Origin of the sequence: Enterobacter sp. HK169, from assembly GCF_001719105.1 — a bacterium.
GTDB lineage: Bacteria > Pseudomonadota > Gammaproteobacteria > Enterobacterales > Enterobacteriaceae > Enterobacter > Enterobacter asburiae_B.
Genome location: NZ_CP017087.1, coordinates 1534415 through 1554687, shown reverse-complemented (window position 1 = coordinate 1554687; position 20273 = coordinate 1534415). Strand labels below are relative to the sequence as shown.

Annotated in this window: 18 protein-coding genes; 16 read left to right on the top strand and 2 right to left on the bottom strand. The window is 59.2% G+C overall.

The annotated features are described in order from the left end of the window. Positions 1–10: 10 nt before the first annotated feature. The 8 genes from nuoG (at position 11) to nuoN (ending at position 10036) form a co-directional block, all read left to right on the top strand. Complete coding sequence (gene nuoG / locus EnteroDNA1_RS07355) at positions 11–2734, top strand: NADH-quinone oxidoreductase subunit NuoG (RefSeq protein WP_069303116.1); 2724 nt, start codon at positions 11–13, stop codon at positions 2732–2734. Then, complete coding sequence (gene nuoH, locus EnteroDNA1_RS07350; RefSeq protein ID WP_008500211.1) at positions 2731–3708, top strand: NADH-quinone oxidoreductase subunit NuoH; 978 nt, start codon at positions 2731–2733, stop codon at positions 3706–3708. The genes nuoG and nuoH overlap by 4 nt, the downstream gene beginning before the upstream one ends. A gap of 13 nt (positions 3709–3721) precedes the next feature. Next, on the top strand, positions 3722–4264 hold the full coding sequence (nuoI, locus tag EnteroDNA1_RS07345; protein WP_003861491.1) for an NADH-quinone oxidoreductase subunit NuoI: 543 nt from the start codon (positions 3722–3724) through the stop codon (positions 4262–4264). A gap of 10 nt (positions 4265–4274) precedes the next feature. Continuing rightward, positions 4275–4829 (top strand): NADH-quinone oxidoreductase subunit J, encoded by a 555-nt coding sequence (gene nuoJ, locus EnteroDNA1_RS07340; RefSeq protein ID WP_023312534.1) that lies wholly within the window; start codon positions 4275–4277, stop codon positions 4827–4829. Then, the gene (nuoK, locus tag EnteroDNA1_RS07335; protein WP_003861496.1) at positions 4826–5128 is read left to right on the top strand and encodes an NADH-quinone oxidoreductase subunit NuoK; all 303 of its coding nucleotides are present in this window, start codon (positions 4826–4828) and stop codon (positions 5126–5128) included. Before nuoJ ends, nuoK begins: the two co-directional genes overlap by 4 nt. Further along, on the top strand, positions 5125–6966 hold the full coding sequence (gene nuoL / locus EnteroDNA1_RS07330; RefSeq protein ID WP_014884634.1) for an NADH-quinone oxidoreductase subunit L: 1842 nt from the start codon (positions 5125–5127) through the stop codon (positions 6964–6966). The genes nuoK and nuoL overlap by 4 nt, the downstream gene beginning before the upstream one ends. A gap of 76 nt (positions 6967–7042) precedes the next feature. Then, positions 7043–8572: an NADH-quinone oxidoreductase subunit M gene (gene nuoM / locus EnteroDNA1_RS07325; protein ID WP_023312532.1), complete on the top strand. Its 1530-nt coding sequence runs from the start codon at positions 7043–7045 to the stop codon at positions 8570–8572. A 6-nt stretch (positions 8573–8578) separates the two neighbouring features. Then, entirely contained in the window at positions 8579–10036 is a 1458-nt protein-coding gene (nuoN, locus tag EnteroDNA1_RS07320; RefSeq protein ID WP_029740937.1) for an NADH-quinone oxidoreductase subunit NuoN, read from the top strand. Between the two features lie 198 nt (positions 10037–10234). On the opposite strand, the gene EnteroDNA1_RS07315 is transcribed toward nuoN, so the two are convergent. Further along, positions 10235–11239, bottom strand: a complete 1005-nt coding sequence (locus EnteroDNA1_RS07315; protein ID WP_033146077.1) for a chemotaxis protein — start codon at positions 11237–11239, stop codon at positions 10235–10237. 64 nt (positions 11240–11303) lie between these two features. Further along, on the bottom strand, positions 11304–12221 hold the full coding sequence (gene rbn / locus EnteroDNA1_RS07310; protein ID WP_069303115.1) for a ribonuclease BN: 918 nt from the start codon (positions 12219–12221) through the stop codon (positions 11304–11306). 71 nt (positions 12222–12292) lie between these two features. Between rbn and EnteroDNA1_RS07305 the strand changes: the two genes are divergently transcribed. From EnteroDNA1_RS07305 to menE, 8 genes are all read left to right on the top strand, one after another. Next, positions 12293–12754, top strand: a complete 462-nt coding sequence (locus EnteroDNA1_RS07305) for a GNAT family N-acetyltransferase (RefSeq protein WP_069303114.1) — start codon at positions 12293–12295, stop codon at positions 12752–12754. Positions 12755–12807: 53 nt separating this feature from the next. Further along, on the top strand, positions 12808–13113 hold the full coding sequence (elaB, locus tag EnteroDNA1_RS07300) for a stress response protein ElaB (protein WP_008500219.1): 306 nt from the start codon (positions 12808–12810) through the stop codon (positions 13111–13113). 86 nt (positions 13114–13199) lie between these two features. Continuing rightward, positions 13200–14495: an isochorismate synthase MenF gene (gene menF, locus EnteroDNA1_RS07295; RefSeq protein ID WP_069303113.1), complete on the top strand. Its 1296-nt coding sequence runs from the start codon at positions 13200–13202 to the stop codon at positions 14493–14495. An 88-nt stretch (positions 14496–14583) separates the two neighbouring features. Then, on the top strand, positions 14584–16254 hold the full coding sequence (gene menD / locus EnteroDNA1_RS07290; protein WP_069303112.1) for a 2-succinyl-5-enolpyruvyl-6-hydroxy-3-cyclohexene-1-carboxylic-acid synthase: 1671 nt from the start codon (positions 14584–14586) through the stop codon (positions 16252–16254). Then, positions 16251–17027 carry a 2-succinyl-6-hydroxy-2,4-cyclohexadiene-1-carboxylate synthase gene (gene menH / locus EnteroDNA1_RS07285; protein ID WP_069303111.1) on the top strand — a complete coding sequence of 259 codons (777 nt, stop codon included), beginning with the start codon at positions 16251–16253 and terminating at the stop codon, positions 17025–17027. The genes menD and menH overlap by 4 nt, the downstream gene beginning before the upstream one ends. Next, positions 17024–17881, top strand: a complete 858-nt coding sequence (gene menB / locus EnteroDNA1_RS07280) for a 1,4-dihydroxy-2-naphthoyl-CoA synthase (RefSeq protein WP_023312524.1) — start codon at positions 17024–17026, stop codon at positions 17879–17881. The genes menH and menB overlap by 4 nt, the downstream gene beginning before the upstream one ends. Further along, entirely contained in the window at positions 17881–18846 is a 966-nt protein-coding gene (gene menC, locus EnteroDNA1_RS07275; protein WP_069303110.1) for an o-succinylbenzoate synthase, read from the top strand. Before menB ends, menC begins: the two co-directional genes overlap by 1 nt. Further along, positions 18843–20204 (top strand): o-succinylbenzoate--CoA ligase, encoded by a 1362-nt coding sequence (gene menE / locus EnteroDNA1_RS07270; RefSeq protein WP_069303109.1) that lies wholly within the window; start codon positions 18843–18845, stop codon positions 20202–20204. The genes menC and menE overlap by 4 nt, the downstream gene beginning before the upstream one ends. Positions 20205–20273: the final 69 nt, after the last annotated feature.

Sequence of the window (20273 nt, the reverse complement as noted above, 5' to 3'; positions counted from 1 at the left end):
AAGCATGCTAATGGCTACGATTCATGTAGACGGCAAAGAATACGAAGTCAACGGGGCGGACAACCTGCTGGAAGCTTGTCTGTCTCTTGGCCTCGATATTCCGTACTTTTGCTGGCATCCGGCGCTGGGCAGCGTCGGTGCTTGCCGCCAGTGTGCGGTGAAGCAATATCAAAACGCGGAAGACACGCGTGGTCGCCTGGTGATGTCCTGTATGACGCCAGCCACCGAAGGCACTTTTATTTCGATTGATGACGAAGAAGCGAAACAGTTCCGCGAAAGCGTTGTGGAATGGTTGATGACCAACCACCCGCACGACTGTCCGGTCTGTGAAGAGGGCGGTAACTGCCACCTTCAGGATATGACCGTGATGACCGGCCACAGCTTCCGTCGCTATCGCTTTACCAAGCGTACCCACCGTAACCAGGACCTGGGGCCGTTCATCTCTCACGAAATGAACCGCTGCATCGCCTGCTACCGCTGCGTGCGTTACTACAAAGATTACGCAGACGGTCAGGATCTGGGCGTGTATGGCGCGCACGATAACGTCTACTTCGGTCGTCCGGAAGACGGCGTGCTGGAAAGCGAATTCTCCGGTAACCTGGTAGAAATCTGCCCGACAGGCGTATTCACCGATAAAACCCACTCCGAGCGTTACAACCGTAAATGGGACATGCAGTTTGCGCCAAGCATCTGCCAGCAGTGTTCCCTCGGCTGTAACACCAGCCCGGGTGAGCGTTACGGCGAGCTGCGTCGTATCGAAAACCGTTACAACGGCACCGTTAACCACTACTTCCTCTGCGACCGCGGTCGTTTCGGCTATGGCTATGTGAACCTGAAAGACCGTCCGCGTCAGCCGGTTCAGCGCCGTGGCGACGACTTCATTACCCTGAACGCTGAACAGGCGATGCAGGGCGCGGCAGATATTCTGCGCCAGTCGAAGAAAGTGATCGGTATCGGCTCCCCGCGCGCCAGCATCGAAAGCAACTTCGCGCTGCGCGAGCTGGTTGGCGCGGAAAACTTCTATACCGGTATCGCCCAGGGCGAGCAGGAACGTCTGCAGCTGGTACTGAAAGTGCTGCGTGAAGGCGGTATTCATACCCCTGCGCTGCGCGAAATCGAATCTTATGATGCGGTCCTGGTGCTGGGTGAAGACCTGACGCAGACCGGCGCACGCGCGGCTCTGGCGGTTCGTCAGGCGGTGAAGGGTAAAGCACGTGAAATGGCGGCCGCGCAGAAAGTGGCTGACTGGCAGATTGCGGCGATCCTCAACATTGGCCAGCGCGCGAAGCATCCTCTGTTTGTGACGAACGTCGACAACACCCGTCTGGACGATATCGCCGCGTGGACTTACTGCGCGCCGGTTGAAGATCAGGCGCGCCTCGGCTTTGCCATTGCCCACGCGCTGGACAGCAGCTCGCCGGCCGTTGAACTGGATCGCGACCTGCAAAACAAGGTTGACGTGATTGTTCAGGCCCTGGCGGGTGCGAAAAAACCGCTGATTATTTCCGGTACCAACGCCGGTAGCGCGGAGATCATTCAGGCGGCAGCCAACGTTGCCAAAGCCCTGAAAGGCCGCGGTGCTGACGTCGGTGTGACCATGATTGCCCGTGCGGTAAACAGCATCGGTCTGGGCATGATCGGTGGCGGCTCGCTGGAAGAAGCGTTAAGCGAACTGGAGTCCGGTGCCGCTGACGCCGTTGTGGTGCTGGAAAACGACCTGCATCGCCACGCCTCTGCCGCTCGCGTTGACGCCGCGCTCTCCAAAGCGCCGCTGGTGATGGTCATTGACCATCAGCGCACCGCGATCATGGACAAAGCGCACCTGGTGCTCTCTGCGGCAAGCTTCGCAGAAAGCGACGGTACGGTTATTAACAACGAAGGCCGCGCACAGCGCTTCTTCCAGGTTTACGACCCGGCGTACTACGACAGCAACACCGTGATGCTGGAAAGCTGGCGCTGGCTGCACTCCCTGCACAGCACCGTGCAGAGCCGTGAAGTGGACTGGACGCAGCTCGACCACGTTATCGACGCGGTAGTGGAAAAACTGCCTCAGCTGGCAGGCATTAAAGATGCCGCGCCTGAAGCAAGCTTCCGCATTCGCGGCCAGAAACTGGCGCGTGAACCGCACCGTTACAGCGGCCGTACCGCGATGCGCGCCAATATCAGCGTGCACGAACCGCGCCAGCCGCAGGATAAAGACACCATGTTCGCCTTCTCTATGGAAGGGAACAACCAGCCGTCTGCGCCGCGTTCGCAAATCCCATTCGCATGGGCGCCAGGCTGGAACTCCCCGCAGGCATGGAACAAGTTCCAGGCTGAAGTGGGTGGCTCCCTGCGTCACGGCGATCCGGGCGTGCGTCTGATTGAAGCCTCCGAAACCGGTCTGGACTTCTTCACCGCCGTACCGGCGAGCTTCCAGGCGCAGGAAGGTAACTGGCGTATCGCGCCGTACTACCATCTGTTCGGTAGCGACGAGCTGTCTCAGCGTTCACCTGTCTTCCAGACCCGCATGCCGCAGCCTTACATCAAGCTTAACCCGGCGGATGCCGCGAAGCTTGGCGTAAACGCGGGCGCAAACATTGCCTTTAGCTATGACGGCCAGACAATCAGCCTGCCGCTGATTATCTCCGAAGGTCTGACAGCAGGGCAGGTGGGTCTGCCGATGGGTATGCCTGGCATCGCACCGGTTCTGGCGGGTGCGCGTCTTGATAATCTGCAGGAGGCAAAAGCATGAGTTGGTTAACGCCGGATCTTATCGACATCCTGCTGAGCATTCTGAAAGCGATCGTTATCCTGCTGGTGGTGGTCACCTGCGGCGCGTTCATGAGCTTTGGTGAACGTCGTCTGCTCGGTCTGTTCCAGAACCGTTACGGACCGAACCGCGTGGGTTGGGGTGGTTCACTCCAGCTGGTCGCGGACATGATCAAGATGTTCTTTAAAGAGGACTGGATCCCGCGCTTCTCGGACCGCGTGATCTTTACTCTGGCACCGATGATCGCCTTCACCTCGCTGCTGCTGGCGTTTGCTATCGTTCCGGTCAGCCCGACCTGGGTAGTCGCTGACCTGAACATCGGCATTCTGTTCTTCCTGATGATGGCAGGCCTCGCGGTTTACGCGGTGCTGTTCGCAGGCTGGTCCAGTAACAACAAATATTCGCTGCTGGGTGCAATGCGTGCTTCCGCGCAGACGCTGAGCTACGAAGTATTCCTGGGGCTCTCCCTGATGGGCGTGGTGGCGCAGGCCGGTTCATTTAACATGACCGACATCGTCAACAACCAGGCCGACATCTGGAACGTTATCCCGCAGTTCTTTGGGTTTATTACCTTTGCTATCGCGGGCGTGGCGGTGTGTCACCGTCACCCGTTTGACCAGCCAGAAGCCGAACAGGAACTGGCCGACGGTTACCACATCGAATATTCCGGTATGAAATTCGGTCTGTTCTTCGTGGGCGAGTACATCGGTATCGTCACCATTTCCGCGTTGATGGTAACGCTGTTCTTCGGTGGCTGGCATGGCCCGTTCTTACCGCCGTTCATCTGGTTCGCGCTGAAAACCGCGTTCTTCATGATGATGTTCATTTTGATTCGCGCAGCGTTACCGCGTCCGCGTTATGACCAGGTAATGTCCTTCGGCTGGAAAGTGTGCCTGCCGCTGACGCTCGTCAACTTGTTGGTAACGGCGGCTGTCATTCTCTGGCAGCAGCCATAAGGGGCTATAGACCATGACCTTAAAAGAATTACTGGTAGGCTTTGGTACCCAGGTACGCAGTATCTGGATGATCGGCCTGCACGCGTTTGCCAAACGCGAAACCCGGATGTACCCGGAAGAGCCGGTATATCTGCCGCCGCGCTACCGTGGCCGTATCGTGCTGACGCGCGACCCGGACGGTTCCGAGCGCTGCGTTGCCTGTAACCTGTGTGCGGTAGCGTGTCCGGTCGGCTGTATCTCTCTGCAGAAAGCAGAGACGGTAGACGGCCGCTGGTACCCTGAGTTCTTCCGCATCAACTTCTCACGCTGCATTTTCTGCGGTCTGTGTGAAGAAGCGTGCCCAACCACGGCGATTCAGCTGACTCCAGACTTCGAGCTGGGTGAGTACAAGCGTCAGGACCTGGTGTACGAGAAAGAGGATCTGCTGATTTCCGGTCCGGGCAAATACCCGGAATATAACTTCTACCGGATGGCGGGTATGGCAATCGACGGCAAAGATAAGGGCGAAGCAGAGAACGAAGCTAAGCCTATCGACGTCAAGAGCCTGTTACCGTAAGGAGAGGGCAATGGAATTCGCTTTTTATATCTGTGGCCTTATCGCCATCCTGGCTACGCTGCGAGTGATTACGCACACCAATCCGGTGCATGCGCTGCTGTACTTAATCATCTCGCTGCTGGCCATTTCCGGGGTGTTCTTCGCACTGGGCGCGCACTTCGCCGGTGCGCTGGAAATCATCGTCTACGCCGGGGCCATCATGGTGCTGTTCGTGTTCGTGGTGATGATGCTGAACCTGGGCGGCTCTGAAATTGAGCAGGAACGTCAGTGGTTAAAACCGCAGGTGTGGATTGGCCCGGCAATTTTGTCGGCCATCATGCTGGCGGTGATTGTTTACGCCATTCTGGGCGTCAACGATCAGGGCATCGACGGCACGCCGATTGGCGCTAAAGAGGTCGGTATTACCCTCTTTGGCCCATACGTTCTGGCGGTTGAACTGGCCTCAATGCTGCTGCTGGCAGGTCTGGTTGTTGCTTTCCACGTTGGCCGCGAAGAGCGTGCTGGCGAGGTGCTGAGCAACCGCACTGACGACCGCGCGAAAAGAAAAACGGAGGAGCGCGCATGATCCCCTTAACACATGGACTGATCCTCGCTGCGATTTTATTCGTTCTGGGTCTGACCGGTCTGGTTATCCGCCGCAATCTGCTGTTTATGCTGATCGGTCTGGAAATCATGATTAACGCCTCCGCGCTGGCCTTCGTGGTCGCCGGAAGCTACTGGGGCCAGACCGATGGTCAGGTGATGTACATTCTCGCCATCAGCCTCGCGGCTGCCGAAGCGAGTATTGGCCTGGCGCTGTTGCTGCAGCTCCATCGTCGCCGCCAGAACCTGAACATCGATTCAGTAAGTGAGTTGCGTGGATGAACATGCTTGCCTTAACCATTATTTTTCCGCTGATTGGCTTCGTGCTGCTGGCGTTTTCTCGCGGCCGCTGGTCTGAGAATCTGTCTGCGACCGTGGGCATTGGCTCCATCGGTCTGGCTGCGCTGGTGACGGCGTATGCGGGTATCGACTTCTTTAACAACGGGCGTCAGCCTTTCAGCGTGCCGCTGTGGACCTGGATGTCGGTCGGTGATTTCAATATCGGCTTCAACCTGGTGCTGGACGGCCTCTCGCTGACCATGCTCTCCGTGGTCACCGGCGTGGGCTTCCTGATCCACATGTTCGCCTCCTGGTATATGCGCGGTGAAGAGGGTTACTCCCGCTTCTTCGCCTACACCAACCTGTTTATCGCCAGCATGGTTGTTCTGGTGCTGGCCGATAACCTGCTGCTGATGTATCTGGGCTGGGAAGGCGTAGGTCTGTGTTCTTACCTGCTGATCGGTTTCTACTACACCGATCCGAAGAATGGCGCAGCGGCCATGAAAGCGTTCGTCGTGACCCGCGTGGGTGACGTCTTCCTCGCTTTCGCTCTGTTCATTCTTTACAACGAACTGGGCACGCTGAACTTCCGCGAAATGGTGGAACTGGCACCGGCGCACTTCGCTGCTGGCAACAACATGCTGTGGTGGGCAACGCTGATGCTGCTGGGTGGCGCCGTGGGTAAATCCGCGCAGCTGCCGTTGCAGACCTGGCTGGCCGACGCGATGGCGGGTCCAACCCCTGTCTCCGCGCTGATCCACGCCGCGACCATGGTAACCGCCGGTGTCTACCTGATTGCGCGTACCCATGGCCTGTTCCTGATGACCCCGGAAATTCTGCATCTGGTGGGTATCGTCGGTGCGGTCACGCTGGTGCTGGCAGGCTTTGCCGCGCTGGTGCAGACCGACATCAAACGTGTTCTCGCGTATTCCACCATGAGCCAGATTGGTTACATGTTCCTGGCGCTGGGCGTTCAGGCGTGGGACGCAGCCATTTTCCACCTGATGACGCACGCGTTCTTTAAAGCGCTGCTGTTCCTCTCATCCGGTTCCGTGATCCTGGCCTGCCATCACGAGCAGAATATCTTCAAGATGGGCGGACTGCGTAAGTCCATTCCGCTGGTGTATGTCTGCTTCCTGGTGGGCGGCGCGGCGCTGGCGGCACTGCCGCTGATCACCGCGGGCTTCTTCAGTAAGGACGAAATCCTTGCGGGTGCCATGGCGAATGGTCATATCAATCTGATGGTTGCGGGTCTGGTCGGTGCGTTCATGACCTCCCTGTATACCTTCCGTATGATTTTCATCGTATTCCACGGTAAAGAACAAATTCACGCTCACGCAGGGAAGGGGATCACCCACCACCTGCCGCTGATTGTGCTGCTGGTACTGTCCACCTTCGTTGGCGCGATGATTGTGCCACCGCTGCAGGGCGTACTGCCAGACACCACCGAGCTTGAGCACGGTCGCGTTCTGACGCTTGAAATCACCTCCGGTGTGGTCGCTATCGCGGGCATCCTGATCGCTGCATGGCTGTGGCTGGGCAAACGTACGCTGGTGACTGCCGTTGCCAACAGTGCGCCGGGCCGTCTGCTGGGCACCTGGTGGTACAACGCGTGGGGCTTCGACTGGCTGTACGACATGATCTTCGTTAAGCCGTTCCTGGGCATTGCGTGGCTGCTGAAGCGCGACCCACTGAACAGCCTGATGAATATCCCGGCGATCCTTTCCCGCTTTGCAGGTAAAGGCCTGCTGTACAGCGAGAACGGTTACCTGCGCTGGTATGTGGCGTCCATGAGCATCGGTGCGGTTGTCGTGCTGGCGCTGCTGATGGTGTTGCGTTGATCGTTAAGTGAATTTTATTCGAATTCGTTGAAAATCAGGCCCCTGCTGGGGGCCTTAAAAAGGAATGTAAATCGCCATGTTACTACCCTGGCTAATATTAATTCCCTTCATCGGCGGCTTCCTGTGCTGGCAGACTGAACGCTTTGGCGTGAAGATGCCGCGCTGGATCGCGCTGATCACCATGGGATTGACGCTCGCGCTTGGCCTGCAACTGTGGTTGCAGGGCGGTTACTCACTGACCCAGTCTGCGGGCATTCCGCAGTGGCAGTCTGAGTTCATCCTGCCGTGGATCCCGCGTTTCGGCATTACGATCCACCTGGCGATTGACGGTCTGTCGCTGCTGATGGTGGTGCTGACCGGTCTGCTCGGCGTTCTGGCGGTACTTTGCTCCTGGCGAGAAATCGAAAAATACCAGGGCTTCTTCCACCTGAACCTGATGTGGATCCTGGGCGGCGTGATCGGCGTGTTCCTTGCCATCGACATGTTCCTGTTCTTCTTCTTCTGGGAGATGATGCTGGTGCCGATGTACTTCCTGATCGCGCTGTGGGGCCACAAGGCGTCCGACGGTAAAACGCGTATCACGGCGGCAACCAAGTTCTTCATCTATACCCAGGCGAGTGGCCTGGTGATGTTGATTGCTATTCTGGCGCTGGTGTTTGTTCACCACAACGCGACCGGAACCTGGACCTTCAACTACGAAGATCTGCTGAAAACGCCAATGTCCCACGGCGTTGAATACCTGCTGATGCTGGGCTTCTTCATCGCGTTCGCGGTGAAAATGCCGGTCGTTCCGCTGCACGGCTGGCTGCCAGACGCGCACTCTCAGGCACCAACGGCGGGTTCCGTTGACCTGGCGGGTATCTTGCTGAAAACGGCGGCCTACGGTCTGCTGCGTTTCGCACTGCCGCTGTTCCCGAATGCCTCCGCAGAGTTCGCACCGATTGCCATGTGGCTGGGTGTGATCGGTATCTTCTACGGTGCCTGGATGGCCTTCACGCAGTACGACATCAAGCGTCTGATTGCCTACACATCCGTTTCCCACATGGGCTTCGTGCTGATTGCTATCTACACCGGCAGCCAGCTGGCGTACCAGGGCGCGGTGATCCAGATGATTGCGCACGGTCTGTCCGCAGCCGGCCTCTTCATCCTGTGCGGTCAGCTGTACGAACGTCTGCATACCCGCGACATGCGTATGATGGGGGGCCTGTGGAGCAAAATTAAATGGCTGCCAGCGCTGTCCATGTTCTTCGCGGTGGCTACCCTGGGGATGCCGGGTACCGGTAACTTCGTCGGCGAATTTATGATTCTGTTCGGCAGCTTCAAAGTGGTTCCGGTGATTACCGTGATCTCCACCTTTGGTCTGGTGTTCGCTTCCGTGTACTCGCTGGCGATGCTGCATCGCGCCTACTTCGGTAAAGCGAAGAGCGAAATTGCTGCACAAGAACTGCCGGGGATGTCGCTGCGTGAGCTGTTCATCATCCTGCTGCTGGTCGTACTGCTGGTGCTGCTGGGCTTCTTCCCGCAGCCGATTCTGGATACCTCGCATAGCGCGATGGGTAACATCCAGCAGTGGTTTGTTAATTCTGCTTCTACTACAAGGCCGTAATTCGCCATGACAATAACTCCACAACAACTGATCGCGCTGCTACCGCTGCTGATCGTCGGATTGACGGTGGTGGTTGTGATGCTCTCCATTGCGTGGCGACGCAATCACTTCCTGAATGCCACGCTGTCGGTCATCGGCCTGAACGCCGCGTTAGTCTCTCTCTGGTTTGTTGGCCAGGGTGGGGCGATGGACGTCACCCCGCTGATGCGCGTTGATGGTTACGCCATGCTGTATACCGGTCTGGTGCTGCTGGCGAGCCTGGCAACCTGTACCTTTGCGTACCCGTGGCTCGAAGGCTACAACGACAACAAAGAAGAGTTTTACCTGCTGGTTCTGATTGCCGCGCTGGGCGGCATTCTGCTGGCGAATGCGAACCACCTGGCCGCGCTGTTCCTCGGTATTGAGCTGATCTCTCTGCCGCTGTTCGGCCTGATTGGTTACGCCTTCCGTCAGAAGCGCTCCCTGGAAGCAAGCATCAAGTACACCATTCTGTCTGCTGCGGCATCCTCGTTCCTGCTGTTTGGTATTGCGCTGCTGTACGCACAGTCCGGTAACCTCTCTTTCATGGCGCTCGGCAAGAGCCTCGGTGACGGCATGCTGCATGAGCCGCTGCTGCTGGCGGGTCTGGGCATGATGATTGTTGGCCTCGGCTTCAAACTCTCTCTGGTGCCGTTCCACCTGTGGACGCCAGACGTATACCAGGGCGCCCCGGCTCCTGTATCGACCTTCCTGGCGACGGCGAGCAAGATCGCTATCTTCGGTGTGGTCATGCGTCTGTTCCTGTACGCGCCTGTGGGTGACAGCGAAGCGGTTCGCGTGGTGCTGGGCATTATCGCGTTCGTCTCCATCATCTTCGGTAACCTGATGGCGCTGAGCCAGACCAACATCAAGCGTCTGCTGGGCTACTCGTCTATCTCTCATCTGGGCTACCTGATGGTGGCGCTGATTGCGCTGCAGAGCGGTGAGATGTCGATGGAAGCCGTGGGCGTGTATCTGGCCGGTTACCTGTTCAGCAGCCTCGGCGCCTTCGGCGTGGTGAGCCTGATGTCCAGCCCGTACCGTGGCCCGGATGCCGATTCACTGTTCTCCTACCGTGGTCTGTTCTGGCACCGTCCGATCCTGTCCGCGGTAATGACCGTGATGATGCTCTCTCTGGCAGGTATCCCGATGACGCTCGGCTTTATCGGTAAGTTCTACGTGCTGGCCGTCGGTGTGCAGGCGCACCTGTGGTGGCTGACCGCGGGCGTGGTTATCGGCTCCGCGATTGGCCTCTACTACTACCTGCGTGTTGCCGTGAGCCTGTACCTGAGCGCGCCTCAGCAGCTCAACCGTGATGCCCCAACCAACTGGCAGTACAGCGCCGGTGGTATCGTAGTGCTTATCTCCGCACTGCTGGTGCTGATCTTCGGTATCTATCCGCAGCCGCTGATTGATATCGTGCAGCGAGCGATGCCGCTGATGTAAGGTGAAAGCAAAAAGGCAACGAAAGTTGCCTTTTTTAATGTTTGCGCCCTCTCCCGGTGGGAGAGGGACGGGGTGAGGGCACCAGCCCGCACGTAACGAAAAAACCCGCCTCGGCGGGTTTTTTTATGGTTTGCCCAGCGGCGCTACGCTTGCAGGGCCTACGGGTTTTGTAGGTCGGGTAAGCGTAGCGCCACCCGACTAAGCCAGCTGCTTCCGGCTAATCAACGGCCCGTCAATCTTCTTCATCGAGCGGTCCAGCACTTCCTCAATCACCGACGACAGTTCGTTCAGCTCAAACTTCGCCACATACCCGTCCGCCTTCACCTTGCGAATATGGTCTTCGTTGGCGTTGCCGGACAGGGAAGAGTGGATCACGACCGGAATGTCCTTCAATATCGGGTCGGTTTTGATTTTGCGCGTCAGCGTAAAACCGTCCATCTCCGGCATTTCGAGGTCGGTCAGCACCAGAGCGATCTTATCGGTGATGGGAACCCCTTCAGCCTGGGCCTGCGCCGCCAGCACGCCGATTTTTTCCCACGCGTCTTTGCCGGTGATATGCAGCTGTGCCGGGATCTCCATTGCCTGCAGACCTTTCTCCAGCATCGAGCGCGCCACTTTGGAGTCTTCCGCGACGATGGCGACAGCGCCCGGTTTGATATGGAATTTGGTGGTCTTCAGGTTCGTGGCGTGCAGATCGTGATTGGCCGGGGTGATGTCATACAGGATCTGCTCAACGTCCAGCACCATCGCCAGATCGTTGGTATCGGTCTTCTCGTCAAGACACGCAATGCTGGTGATGTAGCGACCGCTGACGGCGGTTTCCGCCGCATGCACCTGCTTCCAGTCCAGACGCATGATGTTCTCAACCGATTCCACGGCAAACGCCTGCACGCTGCGCGCATATTCTGTGATCAGCAGGATGTTCAGCCCGGTGGTGGGCTTACAGCCCGCCACGGCGGCCAGGTCAATCACCGGGATCACCTGATCGCGAATATTCACCATTCCCATCAGCGGTGACTTCATCCCGGCGGGTTTTGTGAACTCCGGCATCGGCACAATTTCACGCAGCTTAAAGACGTTAATGCCAAACAGCTCGGATTTATTTTCGTTCAGAGAGGTGCCAAGACGGAACAGCAACAGTTCAAAACGGTTCGACAGGGTCAGATTCGCCCTGTCATCAATATCTTTCTGGAAATTATCCATTCTACCCTCGAGAGAAATGCTGACCTTTTAATCGTTATCGGCATCCTGAGGGAAAAATGAAGGACTAAACGCTAACCTGAGCGAAATCTTCGGCCAGCTCACATTCCGGGAACAGCGCGTGACACTCTGCCAGCAGCTTTTCGCAGCCCCGCGCGTCGTAGCGCGAGCTGACGTGGGTGACGATGAGCCGCCCGACGCCCGCGTCGCGGGCAAGCTGTGCCGCCTGACGCGTGGAGCTATGGCCCCGGCTGTTGGCTTTCTCTTCCATCGCCGTTTCAAGCGTCGCTTCATGCACCATGACGTCCACGCCCTGGGCCAGCGTGAGCGCCGCCGGGCACGGGGCCGTATCGCCAAAAATCGCCAGTTTTTTGCCGGGCTGCGGTGCGGCGAGATAATCCTGGCCGTTAATGACGCGTCCGTCCTCCAGCGTGACGGTCTCTCCGTGCTTCAGACGCTGGAACAGCGGCCCGGGTTTTACGCCGTCGGCCATCAGCGCGGCGGCATCCAGCGCGCCGGGTTTGTCATGCGCCTCAATGCGGTAGCCATAGCACTCCACAGGATGATTGAGCGGTTGAGCGGTAACCCGATAATCCCCGTCATCAAAAACCAGGCCTTCGGTAATCTCAACGACCTCCAGCGGATAATCTGTCCATGACCCGCTCAGGCGCAGCGTAGTTTCGACAAATTCACGAATACCCGCTGGCCCGTAAATCGTCAGCGGGTTGGCGTTACCGGCCATCGAGCGGCTGCACAGCAGGCCGGGAAGGCCAAACAGGTGGTCGCCATGCAGATGGGTGATAAAAATTTTATCCAGCTTGCCGGGGTGGTAAGCGGTGTGTAACAGCTGATGCTGCGTCCCTTCACCGCAGTCAAACAGCCACAGCCCGCCGCGGGTGGGATGCTTAAGATCCAGCAGGATCGCCGTCACGTTTCGTGAGCGGGTTGGCACGCCAGCGGACGTACCCAGAAAAATCAGTTCCATAACGCAATCAGCCCTTTGCCGAACGGGGAGGGGTTTAGTATAACGTGATGAACCCCAGGAAGGAGACTGACATGATCCAGTGGCAAGATTTACATCATAGCGACCTCACCGTTCATTCACTTTACGCCCTGCTGAAGCTGCGCTGTGAAGTGTTTGTTGTGGAACAGACCTGCCCGTATCAGGACATCGATGGTGATGACCTTGTCGGTGAGAACCGCCATATCCTCGGCTGGCGGGATAACGAGCTGGTGGCGTATGCGAGGATTCTGAAAAGCGAAGACGTTTTTGAGCCTGTCGTCATTGGCCGCGTCATCATCAGCGGCAAGGCGCGCGGTGAAAAACTGGGCTATCAGCTGATGGAAAAAACGCTGGAGGCGTGCCGGAAACAGTGGCCGGACAAGGCGTTATACCTCGGCGCGCAGGCGCACCTTCAGTCCTTTTACGGGCACTTTGGCTTTGCGCCAGTGACGGAGGTATACGATGAAGATGGCATTCCGCACGTCGGCATGGCGCGAGAAGTGAAACAGGCGTAATGGCATCTCGTTGGCTATAGTTAGCGGACTGGTGTACTAACATGGAGAAAAATATGTCATTTCAATCCTGGGATACCCGTATCGACGACGACCTGGCCTTGCTGAGCGAAACGCTGGAAGAGGTGTTACGTTCCTCGGGCGACCCTGCCGATCAGAAATATATTGAGCTAAAAGCCCGTGCCGAGCAGGCGCTGCATGAAGTGAAAAACCGCGTCAGCCATGCGTCAGATACTTACTACTACCGTGCCAAAAAAGCGGTGTATCGTGCCGATGATTACGTGCATGAAAAACCGTGGCAGGGTATTGGGGTGGGTGCTGCCGTGGGGCTGGTACTGGGGCTGCTGTTAGCCCGTCGTTAAGCCGCTTAACCACTCCCTATACGTGGGTACTGCTATTTATGGTCAGTACCCCGTATAATACGAGGTTTTAACAGGGAGAGGTTCGCGTGAATTCGATTTTCCTCGCGCTGGAGCAACTGCGTACCCAGCTATCGCAAGCGTTACCCGCAGCACCCGGCATACGTCATTTCGACGTCTCTTTCCCGTTAAACGACGCCTTCGATCCCCTCGCCTGGCTGGGCGAGCAGCAGTGTTATCCGCAGTTTTACTGGCAGCAGCGTAACGGCGATGAAGAGCTGGCCGCGCTGGGGGCGGTCAACCAATTTTCCTCTCTGGCATTAGCCTCGCAGTTTTTGCGCGAGCAAAATGCGGCGCAAGATACTCGCGTCTGCGGCCTGAACGCCTTTAATCCCGAACAGGGGAGCCTCTTTTTACCGCGACTGCTCTGGCGACGTACCGCCGGCAACGCCACGCTGCGCCTGCAGCTCTGGAGCGACCGCTCGCTTGTGGAGGATGCCCGCGTCGCGCAGGATTTTTTACAGCGGCTCCGTCCTGCGAGATCTATCCGTCCGCTCTCCGTGCATGTTGAGCACGAAACCCATCAGCCGCAGCAGGCCGAATGGCTGAAGCTTATCCGCAGGGCGACGGAGACCATCGCGCGCGGTGATTTTGAAAAGGTTGTGCTCGCCCGGGCAACCGATCTGCAGTTCACACAGCGCGTTAACCCTGTCGCGCTGATGGCCGCCAGCCGCGCCCTCAATTTACATTGCTATCATTTCTGCATGGTATTCGACGCCCGCAACGCGTTTCTCGGCTCTACGCCCGAGCGTCTCTGGCGGCGGCGCGGCAAGCTGCTGCGCACGGAAGCGCTCGCGGGAACCGTCGCCAGCCATACCGATGATAGCCAGGCGCAGCGTCTCGGCGAGTGGCTACTGAACGATGATAAAAACCAGCGCGAAAATATGCTGGTGGTGGAAGATATCTGCCAGCGTCTTCAGCACTCTACGCAGACGCTTGAGGTACTGCCGCCCCAGGTGGTACGCCTGCGTAAGGTGCAGCATTTGCGCCGCTGTATCTGGACCGAGCTGAAACAGGCCGACGACGAGCAGTGTCTGCTCATGTTACAGCCGACCGCGGCCGTTGCCGGATTACCCCGACAGCCCGCGCGCGAGTTCATCCAGAAGGTTGAACCCTTTAACCGCGAGTGGTATGCCGGTTCGGCCGGGTACTTATCCCCCGAACAGAGTGAGTTCTGCGTGGCGCTGCGCTCCGCGCGCGTTCAGGAGGACTCCCTGCGGCTCTACGCCGGTGCCGGTATTGTCAGCGGGTCTGACCCGGAGCAGGAGTGGCAGGAGATTGAAAATAAAGCCGCCGGATTGCGCTCTCTGCTCCTAAGGGATTAATACAGATTCGCGCAATCCCGATTCATATCAAAATTCCAATTTTTTCTATTATTTATACTGTGTCGCATTCTTGATACCGGACAATCTCATGTCAGTAAGTTCTTTTAACCGACGCTGGGCGGCGGTGATCCTTGAAGCCCTGACGCGCCATGGCGTCAGGCACGTGTGTATTGCACCGGGTTCTCGCTCAACGCCGCTGACGCTGGCGGGCGCAGAAAACCGGGCGTTGATTCACCACACCCACTTTGATGAACGCGGCCTCGGCCATCTGGCGCTGGGTCTGGCGAAAGTCAGCAAAGAACCTGTGGCGGTGATCGTCACCTCCGGTACCGCCGTGGCGAACCTCTATCCGGCCCTGATTGAAGCCGGGTTAACGGGTGAAAGACTGATCTTACTGACGGCCGATCGTCCCCCTGAGCTTATCGACTGCGGCGCCAATCAGGCCATTCGCCAGCCGGGGCTCTTTTCTTCGCATCCTTCGCAGACGATTTCGTTACCGCGTCCCACCCAGGATATTCCGGCAAGCTGGCTGGTCTCCACTGTCGATCACGCCATGGAGACGTTGCGCAGCGGGGCGCTGCATATCAACTGCCCGTTTGCCGAGCCGCTCTACGGCGAGCTGGACGACACCGGTCTTGACTGGCAGCAGTCCCTCGGCGACTGGTGGCAGAGTGAAAAACCGTGGCTGCGCGAGCAGACGCATCTTGAGAGCGCGAAACAGCGCGACTGGTTCTTCTGGCGGCAGAAGCGCGGCGTGGTGATTGCCGGGCGCATGAGCGCCGCCGAAGGCAAGCTGGTCGCCGAATGGGCGCAAACCCTCGGCTGGCCGCTGATTGGCGACGTGCTTTCCCAGACCGGTCAGCCGCTGCCGTGCGCCGACCTCTGGCTGGGTAATGCGAAAGCGGTCACCGAACTGGCGCAGGCGCAGATTGTGGTCCAGCTTGGATCGAGTTTGACCGGCAAACGGTTACTGCAGTGGCAGGCCACCTGCACGCCGGAAGAGTACTGGCTGGTGGATTCGCTGGAAGGGCGGCTGGACCCGGCGCACCACCGCGGTCGTCGTCTGGTCAGCAGTATCGACGCCTGGCTGACGCTTCATCCGGCTGAGAAACGCAAGCCCTGGGCGGTGGCTATACCGGACCTTTCGCACCAGGCGTGGGAACTGACCAAAGCGCACTGCGAAGCGTTTAGCGAAGCCGGGCTGGCGCACCGCATTCGCCAGTACCTGCCTGAACAGGGGCAGCTGTTTGTCGGCAACAGCCTCGTCGTGCGGCTGATTGACGCTTTCTCGAAGCTGCCCGCGGGCTACCCGGTGTACAGCAACCGCGGTGCCAGCGGCATCGACGGGCTGATCTCCACGGCGGCGGGCGTGCAGCGCGCCAGCGCGAAATCGACGCTGGCGATCGTGGGCGATCTCTCCGCGCTCTACGATCTTAACGCGCTGGCGCTGCTGCGTCAGGCGTCTGCCCCGTTTGTGCTGATTGTGGTCAACAACAACGGCGGGCAGATTTTCTCCCTCTTGCCAACGCCTCAGAGCGAGCGCGAGCGCTTCTATCTGATGCCGCAGAACGTGCAGTTCGAACACGCCGCGGCGATGTTTAGCCTGAAATACCATCGCCCGGAAAGCTGGGAACAGCTGGACGCGGCGTTAAGCAGCGCCTGGAAACAGCCGGGCGCGACGCTGATTGAGCTGGTGGTGAACGAGGCTGACGGTGCGCAGGCCCTGCAAAGCCTGCTGGCGCAGGTGAGCCAGCTGTGATCCTCTCTGGCATGCAGCAGGATGGCAAACCGGACTATCCCTGGCTGGTCTTTTTGCACGGTTTTTCCGGCGACTGCCGCGAGTGGCAGAGGGTCGGTACAGGGCTCAGCGATTATCCCCGGCTGTATCTGGATCTGCCGGGGCACGGCGGATCCCGGAATCTGGGCGTGGCGGGGTTTGAAGATATAAGCACGTTACTCATCCGAACTCTTCTTAGTTACAACATACTTAAATTCTGGCTCGTCGGGTACTCCCTCGGCGGCCGCATTGCGATGTTCCATGCCTGCCAGCAGCCGAAGGGGCTGCTCGGGGTGATTGTTGAAGGTGGACATCCGGGCCTGCAGGATGCCGATGCGCGAAATGCGCGGCTGGCGTCCGACCGCCGCTGGGCATCGCGTTTTCGCACCGAACCGCTGGATAAGGTGTTCGCTGACTGGTACCAACAGCCCGTGTTCGCCTCCCTCACGGACGCCCAGCGCGAGGCGCTGATTACACTGCGCAGCCAGAACAACGGCGCGACGCTGGCGATGATGCTTGAGACGACCTCGCTGGCCGTGCAGCCGGATTTGCGTGCCGCGCTTAGCGCACGCGATTTCTCTTTTGACTATCTCTATGGCGAACGGGATGAGAAATTCGCGGCCCTTGCCGCGGAAGTGAACGCCGTTCGCCATGCCATTCCAGACGCCGGACACAACGCCCACCGGGAAAACCCCGATGCGGTTATCGCGAGTCTGGCTCAGATACTGCGTTATCGAATAAAGGACACTCTATGATCTACCCTGATGAAAACATGCTTTACGCCCCGGTTGAATGGCAGGACTGCTCCGAAGGCTACACCGACATTCGCTACCACAAATCTACCGACGGCATTGCCAAAATCACCATCAACCGCCCGCAGGTGCGTAACGCCTTCCGTCCGCTGACCGTGAAAGAGATGATTCAGGCCCTGGCGGATGCGCGCTACGACGATAACATCGGCGTGATTGTCCTGACCGGCGAAGGCGATAAAGCGTTCTGCTCCGGCGGCGATCAGAAAGTGCGCGGCGACTACGGCGGATACCAGGACGATGCGGGTACCCACCACCTGAACGTCCTCGATTTCCAGCGTCAGATCCGCACCTGTCCGAAACCGGTAGTGGCGATGGTAGCGGGCTACTCCATCGGTGGCGGTCACGTGCTGCACATGATGTGCGATCTGACCATTGCCGCTGAGAACGCCATCTTCGGCCAGACCGGTCCGAAAGTGGGATCCTTCGACGGCGGCTGGGGCGCCTCGTACATGGCGCGCATCGTCGGGCAGAAAAAAGCCCGTGAAATCTGGTTCCTGTGCCGTCAGTACAACGCTCAGGAAGCGCTGGATATGGGCCTGGTGAATACCGTGGTTCCGATTGCCGATCTCGAAAAAGAGACCGTTCGCTGGTGCCGCGAAATGCTGCAAAACAGCCCGATGGCGCTGCGCTGCCTCAAAGCCGCTCTCAACGCCGACTGTGACGGTCAGGCGGGTCTGCAGGAGCTGGCTGGCAACGCCACTATGCTGTTCTACATGACCGAAGAGGGTCAGGAAGGGCGCAACGCGTTTAACGAAAAACGCCAGCCGGACTTCAGCAAATACAAACGGAACCCGTAATGCGTCGCGCGCAGGTTTACCGCTGGCAGATACCGATGGACGCGGGCGTGGTGCTGCGTGAACGGCGGTTAAAAACCCGTGACGGTTTCTTCGTGCATCTGCAGCAGGACGAGCGGGAAGGCTGGGGCGAAATTTCACCTCTGCCGGGCTTTAGCCTGGAGTCGCTGGATGACGCGCAGTCAGCATTGCTGGCGTGGGTGGACGCGTGGCGTGAGGGCGCGGATCCGGCGTTGCCGGAGGTGCCTTCCGCGGCTTTTGGCATCAGCTGCGCGCTGGCGGAGCTGGACGGCAGCCTGCCTGAAGAGGCTAACTACCGCGCGGCACCGCTCTGTACGGGCGACCCTGACGAGCTGTTCGCGCTGCTCTCCGCCATGCCGGGCGAGAAAGTGGCGAAAATTAAAGTCGGTCTTTACGAAGCGGTGCGCGACGGCATGGTCGCCAACCTGCTGCTGGAGGCGATCCCCGACCTTCATCTGCGTCTTGACGCTAACCGCGCCTGGACGCCGCTCAAGGCGCAGCAGTTTGCAAAGTACGTCAACCCGGCGTACCGCAGCCGCATTGCCTTCCTCGAAGAACCGTGCAAAACCCGCGACGATTCGCGCGCGTTCGCCCGCGAAACGGGGATTGCCATCGCCTGGGATGAAAGCCTGCGCGAGGACGATTTTGAATTTGTCGCCGAGCCCGGCGTCAGCGCGGTGGTGATTAAACCAACGCTGACCGGCAGCCTGGCGAAGGTGCGCGAGCAGGTCGCGGCGGCGCACGCGCTGGGGCTGACGGCGGTCATCAGCTCGTCGATTGAGTCCAGCCTTGGGCTGACCCAGCTGGCGCGCATTGCCGCCTGGCTAACGCCGGATACGATCCCTGGCCTCGACACGCTGAACCTGATGCAGGCTCAGCTTATCCGCAGGTGGCCGGACAGCGCGCTGCCGTGCCTCAACGTCGCGGCGCTGGAGCCGTTGTTATGAGTTTTAACGACTGGCCGTGGCGGCACTGGCGCGCGCAGTTTGCTGATAAACCGGCCCTCAGGCTGAACGACGAGGTGCTCAGCTGGCAGCAGCTGTGCGCCCGCGTCGACCGCCTTGCGGCAGAGTTTCACCTGCAGGGTGTGGAGGAGGGCAACGGCGTGCTGCTGCTGGCCCATAATCATCCGCAAACCCTGCTGGCGTGGCTGGCGCTGCTCCAGTGCGGGGCGCGCATTCTTCCCGTCAATCCGCAGCTGCCTCGCCCGCTGCTGGACGTGTTGCTCCCGCAGATGACGCTGCGCTTTGCGCTGTCGCTGGACGGTACCTGTGACGGTCTTCCTGCCCTGAGCATGCGCGAGCGCGCCGGGGAATATCGCGTTGCGTGGCAGCCGGCGCGGCTGGCGTCCATGACGCTGACCTCCGGCTCTACCGGGCTGCCGAAAGCAGCGGTGCATACCTGCGACGCCCATCTCGCCAGCGCGCGCGGCGTGCTGGCGCTGATGCCCTACGGCGAAGACGACGACTGGCTGCTTTCGCTGCCGCTGTTTCACGTTTCCGGCCAGGGGATTTTATGGCGCTGGCTGCAGGCCGGCGCGCGGTTAACCGTGCGAGAGAAACAGCCGCTGACGCAGGCTTTGCGCGGCTGTACGCACGCTTCGCTGGTACCGACCCAGCTCTGGCGCCTGCTTAATACCCGTCAGCCTGTCGCACTGAAAGCGGTGCTGCTGGGCGGTGCCGCCATCCCTGTGGAATTGACGCAGCAGGCGCGCGAGCAGGGGATTCGCACCTTTTGCGGCTACGGCCTGACCGAGTTTGCTTCTACCGTCTGCGCGAAAGCGGCGGACGGCGAGCCGGACGTAGGCTATGCGCTGCCGGGCAGAGAGGTGCAGGTGGTTAACGGTGAAGTCTGGATCCGGGCAGAGAGTATGGCCTCAGGCTACTGGCGGGACGGCGAATTGGTTCCGCTGACCAACGCGCAGGGATGGTTCGCTACCCGCGATCGCGGGGAATGGCATGACGGCCGCCTGACGATCCTGGGCCGCATGGACAACCTCTTTTTTAGCGGCGGAGAAGGGATCCAGCCGGAGAGCCTTGAGCGCGTTATTGCCCGCCATCCGCAGATTAACCAGGTATTTATCGTCCCGCTGGACGACGCCGAGTTTGGACAGCGTCCGGTGGCGGTGGTGGAGTGCGAGCCGGGAACGGATATCACCTGTTTACCTGACTGGGTCAGGGATAAGGTAGCGCGTTTTGAACAACCCGTCCGCTGGCTGCTGTTGCCGACCGAACTCAAAAATGGCGGCATTAAAGTCTCGCGCCGCGCGTTGCAGCAGTGGGTGAACGCTTCGCTGAAGGGATAATAGCCGTTTCAAATAATTACAATCTACTGACCTGCCGCACGCAGAGTGCTTGATCCCCGGGAGACTCCG

Bases quoted from the DNA above. Each gene is read 5' to 3' on its own strand.
- nuoG (WP_069303116.1), top strand. From the start codon at position 11: ATGGCTACGATTCATGTAGACGGCAAAGAATACGAAGTCAACGGGGCG.
- nuoH (WP_008500211.1), top strand. From the start codon at position 2,731: ATGAGTTGGTTAACGCCGGATCTTATCGACATCCTGCTGAGCATTCTG.
- nuoI (WP_003861491.1), top strand. From the start codon at position 3,722: ATGACCTTAAAAGAATTACTGGTAGGCTTTGGTACCCAGGTACGCAGT.
- nuoJ (WP_023312534.1), top strand. From the start codon at position 4,275: ATGGAATTCGCTTTTTATATCTGTGGCCTTATCGCCATCCTGGCTACG.
- nuoK (WP_003861496.1), top strand. From the start codon at position 4,826: ATGATCCCCTTAACACATGGACTGATCCTCGCTGCGATTTTATTCGTT.
- nuoL (WP_014884634.1), top strand. From the start codon at position 5,125: ATGAACATGCTTGCCTTAACCATTATTTTTCCGCTGATTGGCTTCGTG.
- nuoM (WP_023312532.1), top strand. From the start codon at position 7,043: ATGTTACTACCCTGGCTAATATTAATTCCCTTCATCGGCGGCTTCCTG.
- nuoN (WP_029740937.1), top strand. From the start codon at position 8,579: ATGACAATAACTCCACAACAACTGATCGCGCTGCTACCGCTGCTGATC.
- EnteroDNA1_RS07315 (WP_033146077.1), bottom strand. From the start codon at position 11,239: ATGGATAATTTCCAGAAAGATATTGATGACAGGGCGAATCTGACCCTG.
- rbn (WP_069303115.1), bottom strand. From the start codon at position 12,221: ATGGAACTGATTTTTCTGGGTACGTCCGCTGGCGTGCCAACCCGCTCA.
- EnteroDNA1_RS07305 (WP_069303114.1), top strand. From the start codon at position 12,293: ATGATCCAGTGGCAAGATTTACATCATAGCGACCTCACCGTTCATTCA.
- elaB (WP_008500219.1), top strand. From the start codon at position 12,808: ATGTCATTTCAATCCTGGGATACCCGTATCGACGACGACCTGGCCTTG.
- menD (WP_069303112.1), top strand. From the start codon at position 14,584: ATGTCAGTAAGTTCTTTTAACCGACGCTGGGCGGCGGTGATCCTTGAA.
- menB (WP_023312524.1), top strand. From the start codon at position 17,024: ATGATCTACCCTGATGAAAACATGCTTTACGCCCCGGTTGAATGGCAG.
- menC (WP_069303110.1), top strand. From the start codon at position 17,881: ATGCGTCGCGCGCAGGTTTACCGCTGGCAGATACCGATGGACGCGGGC.
- menE (WP_069303109.1), top strand. From the start codon at position 18,843: ATGAGTTTTAACGACTGGCCGTGGCGGCACTGGCGCGCGCAGTTTGCT.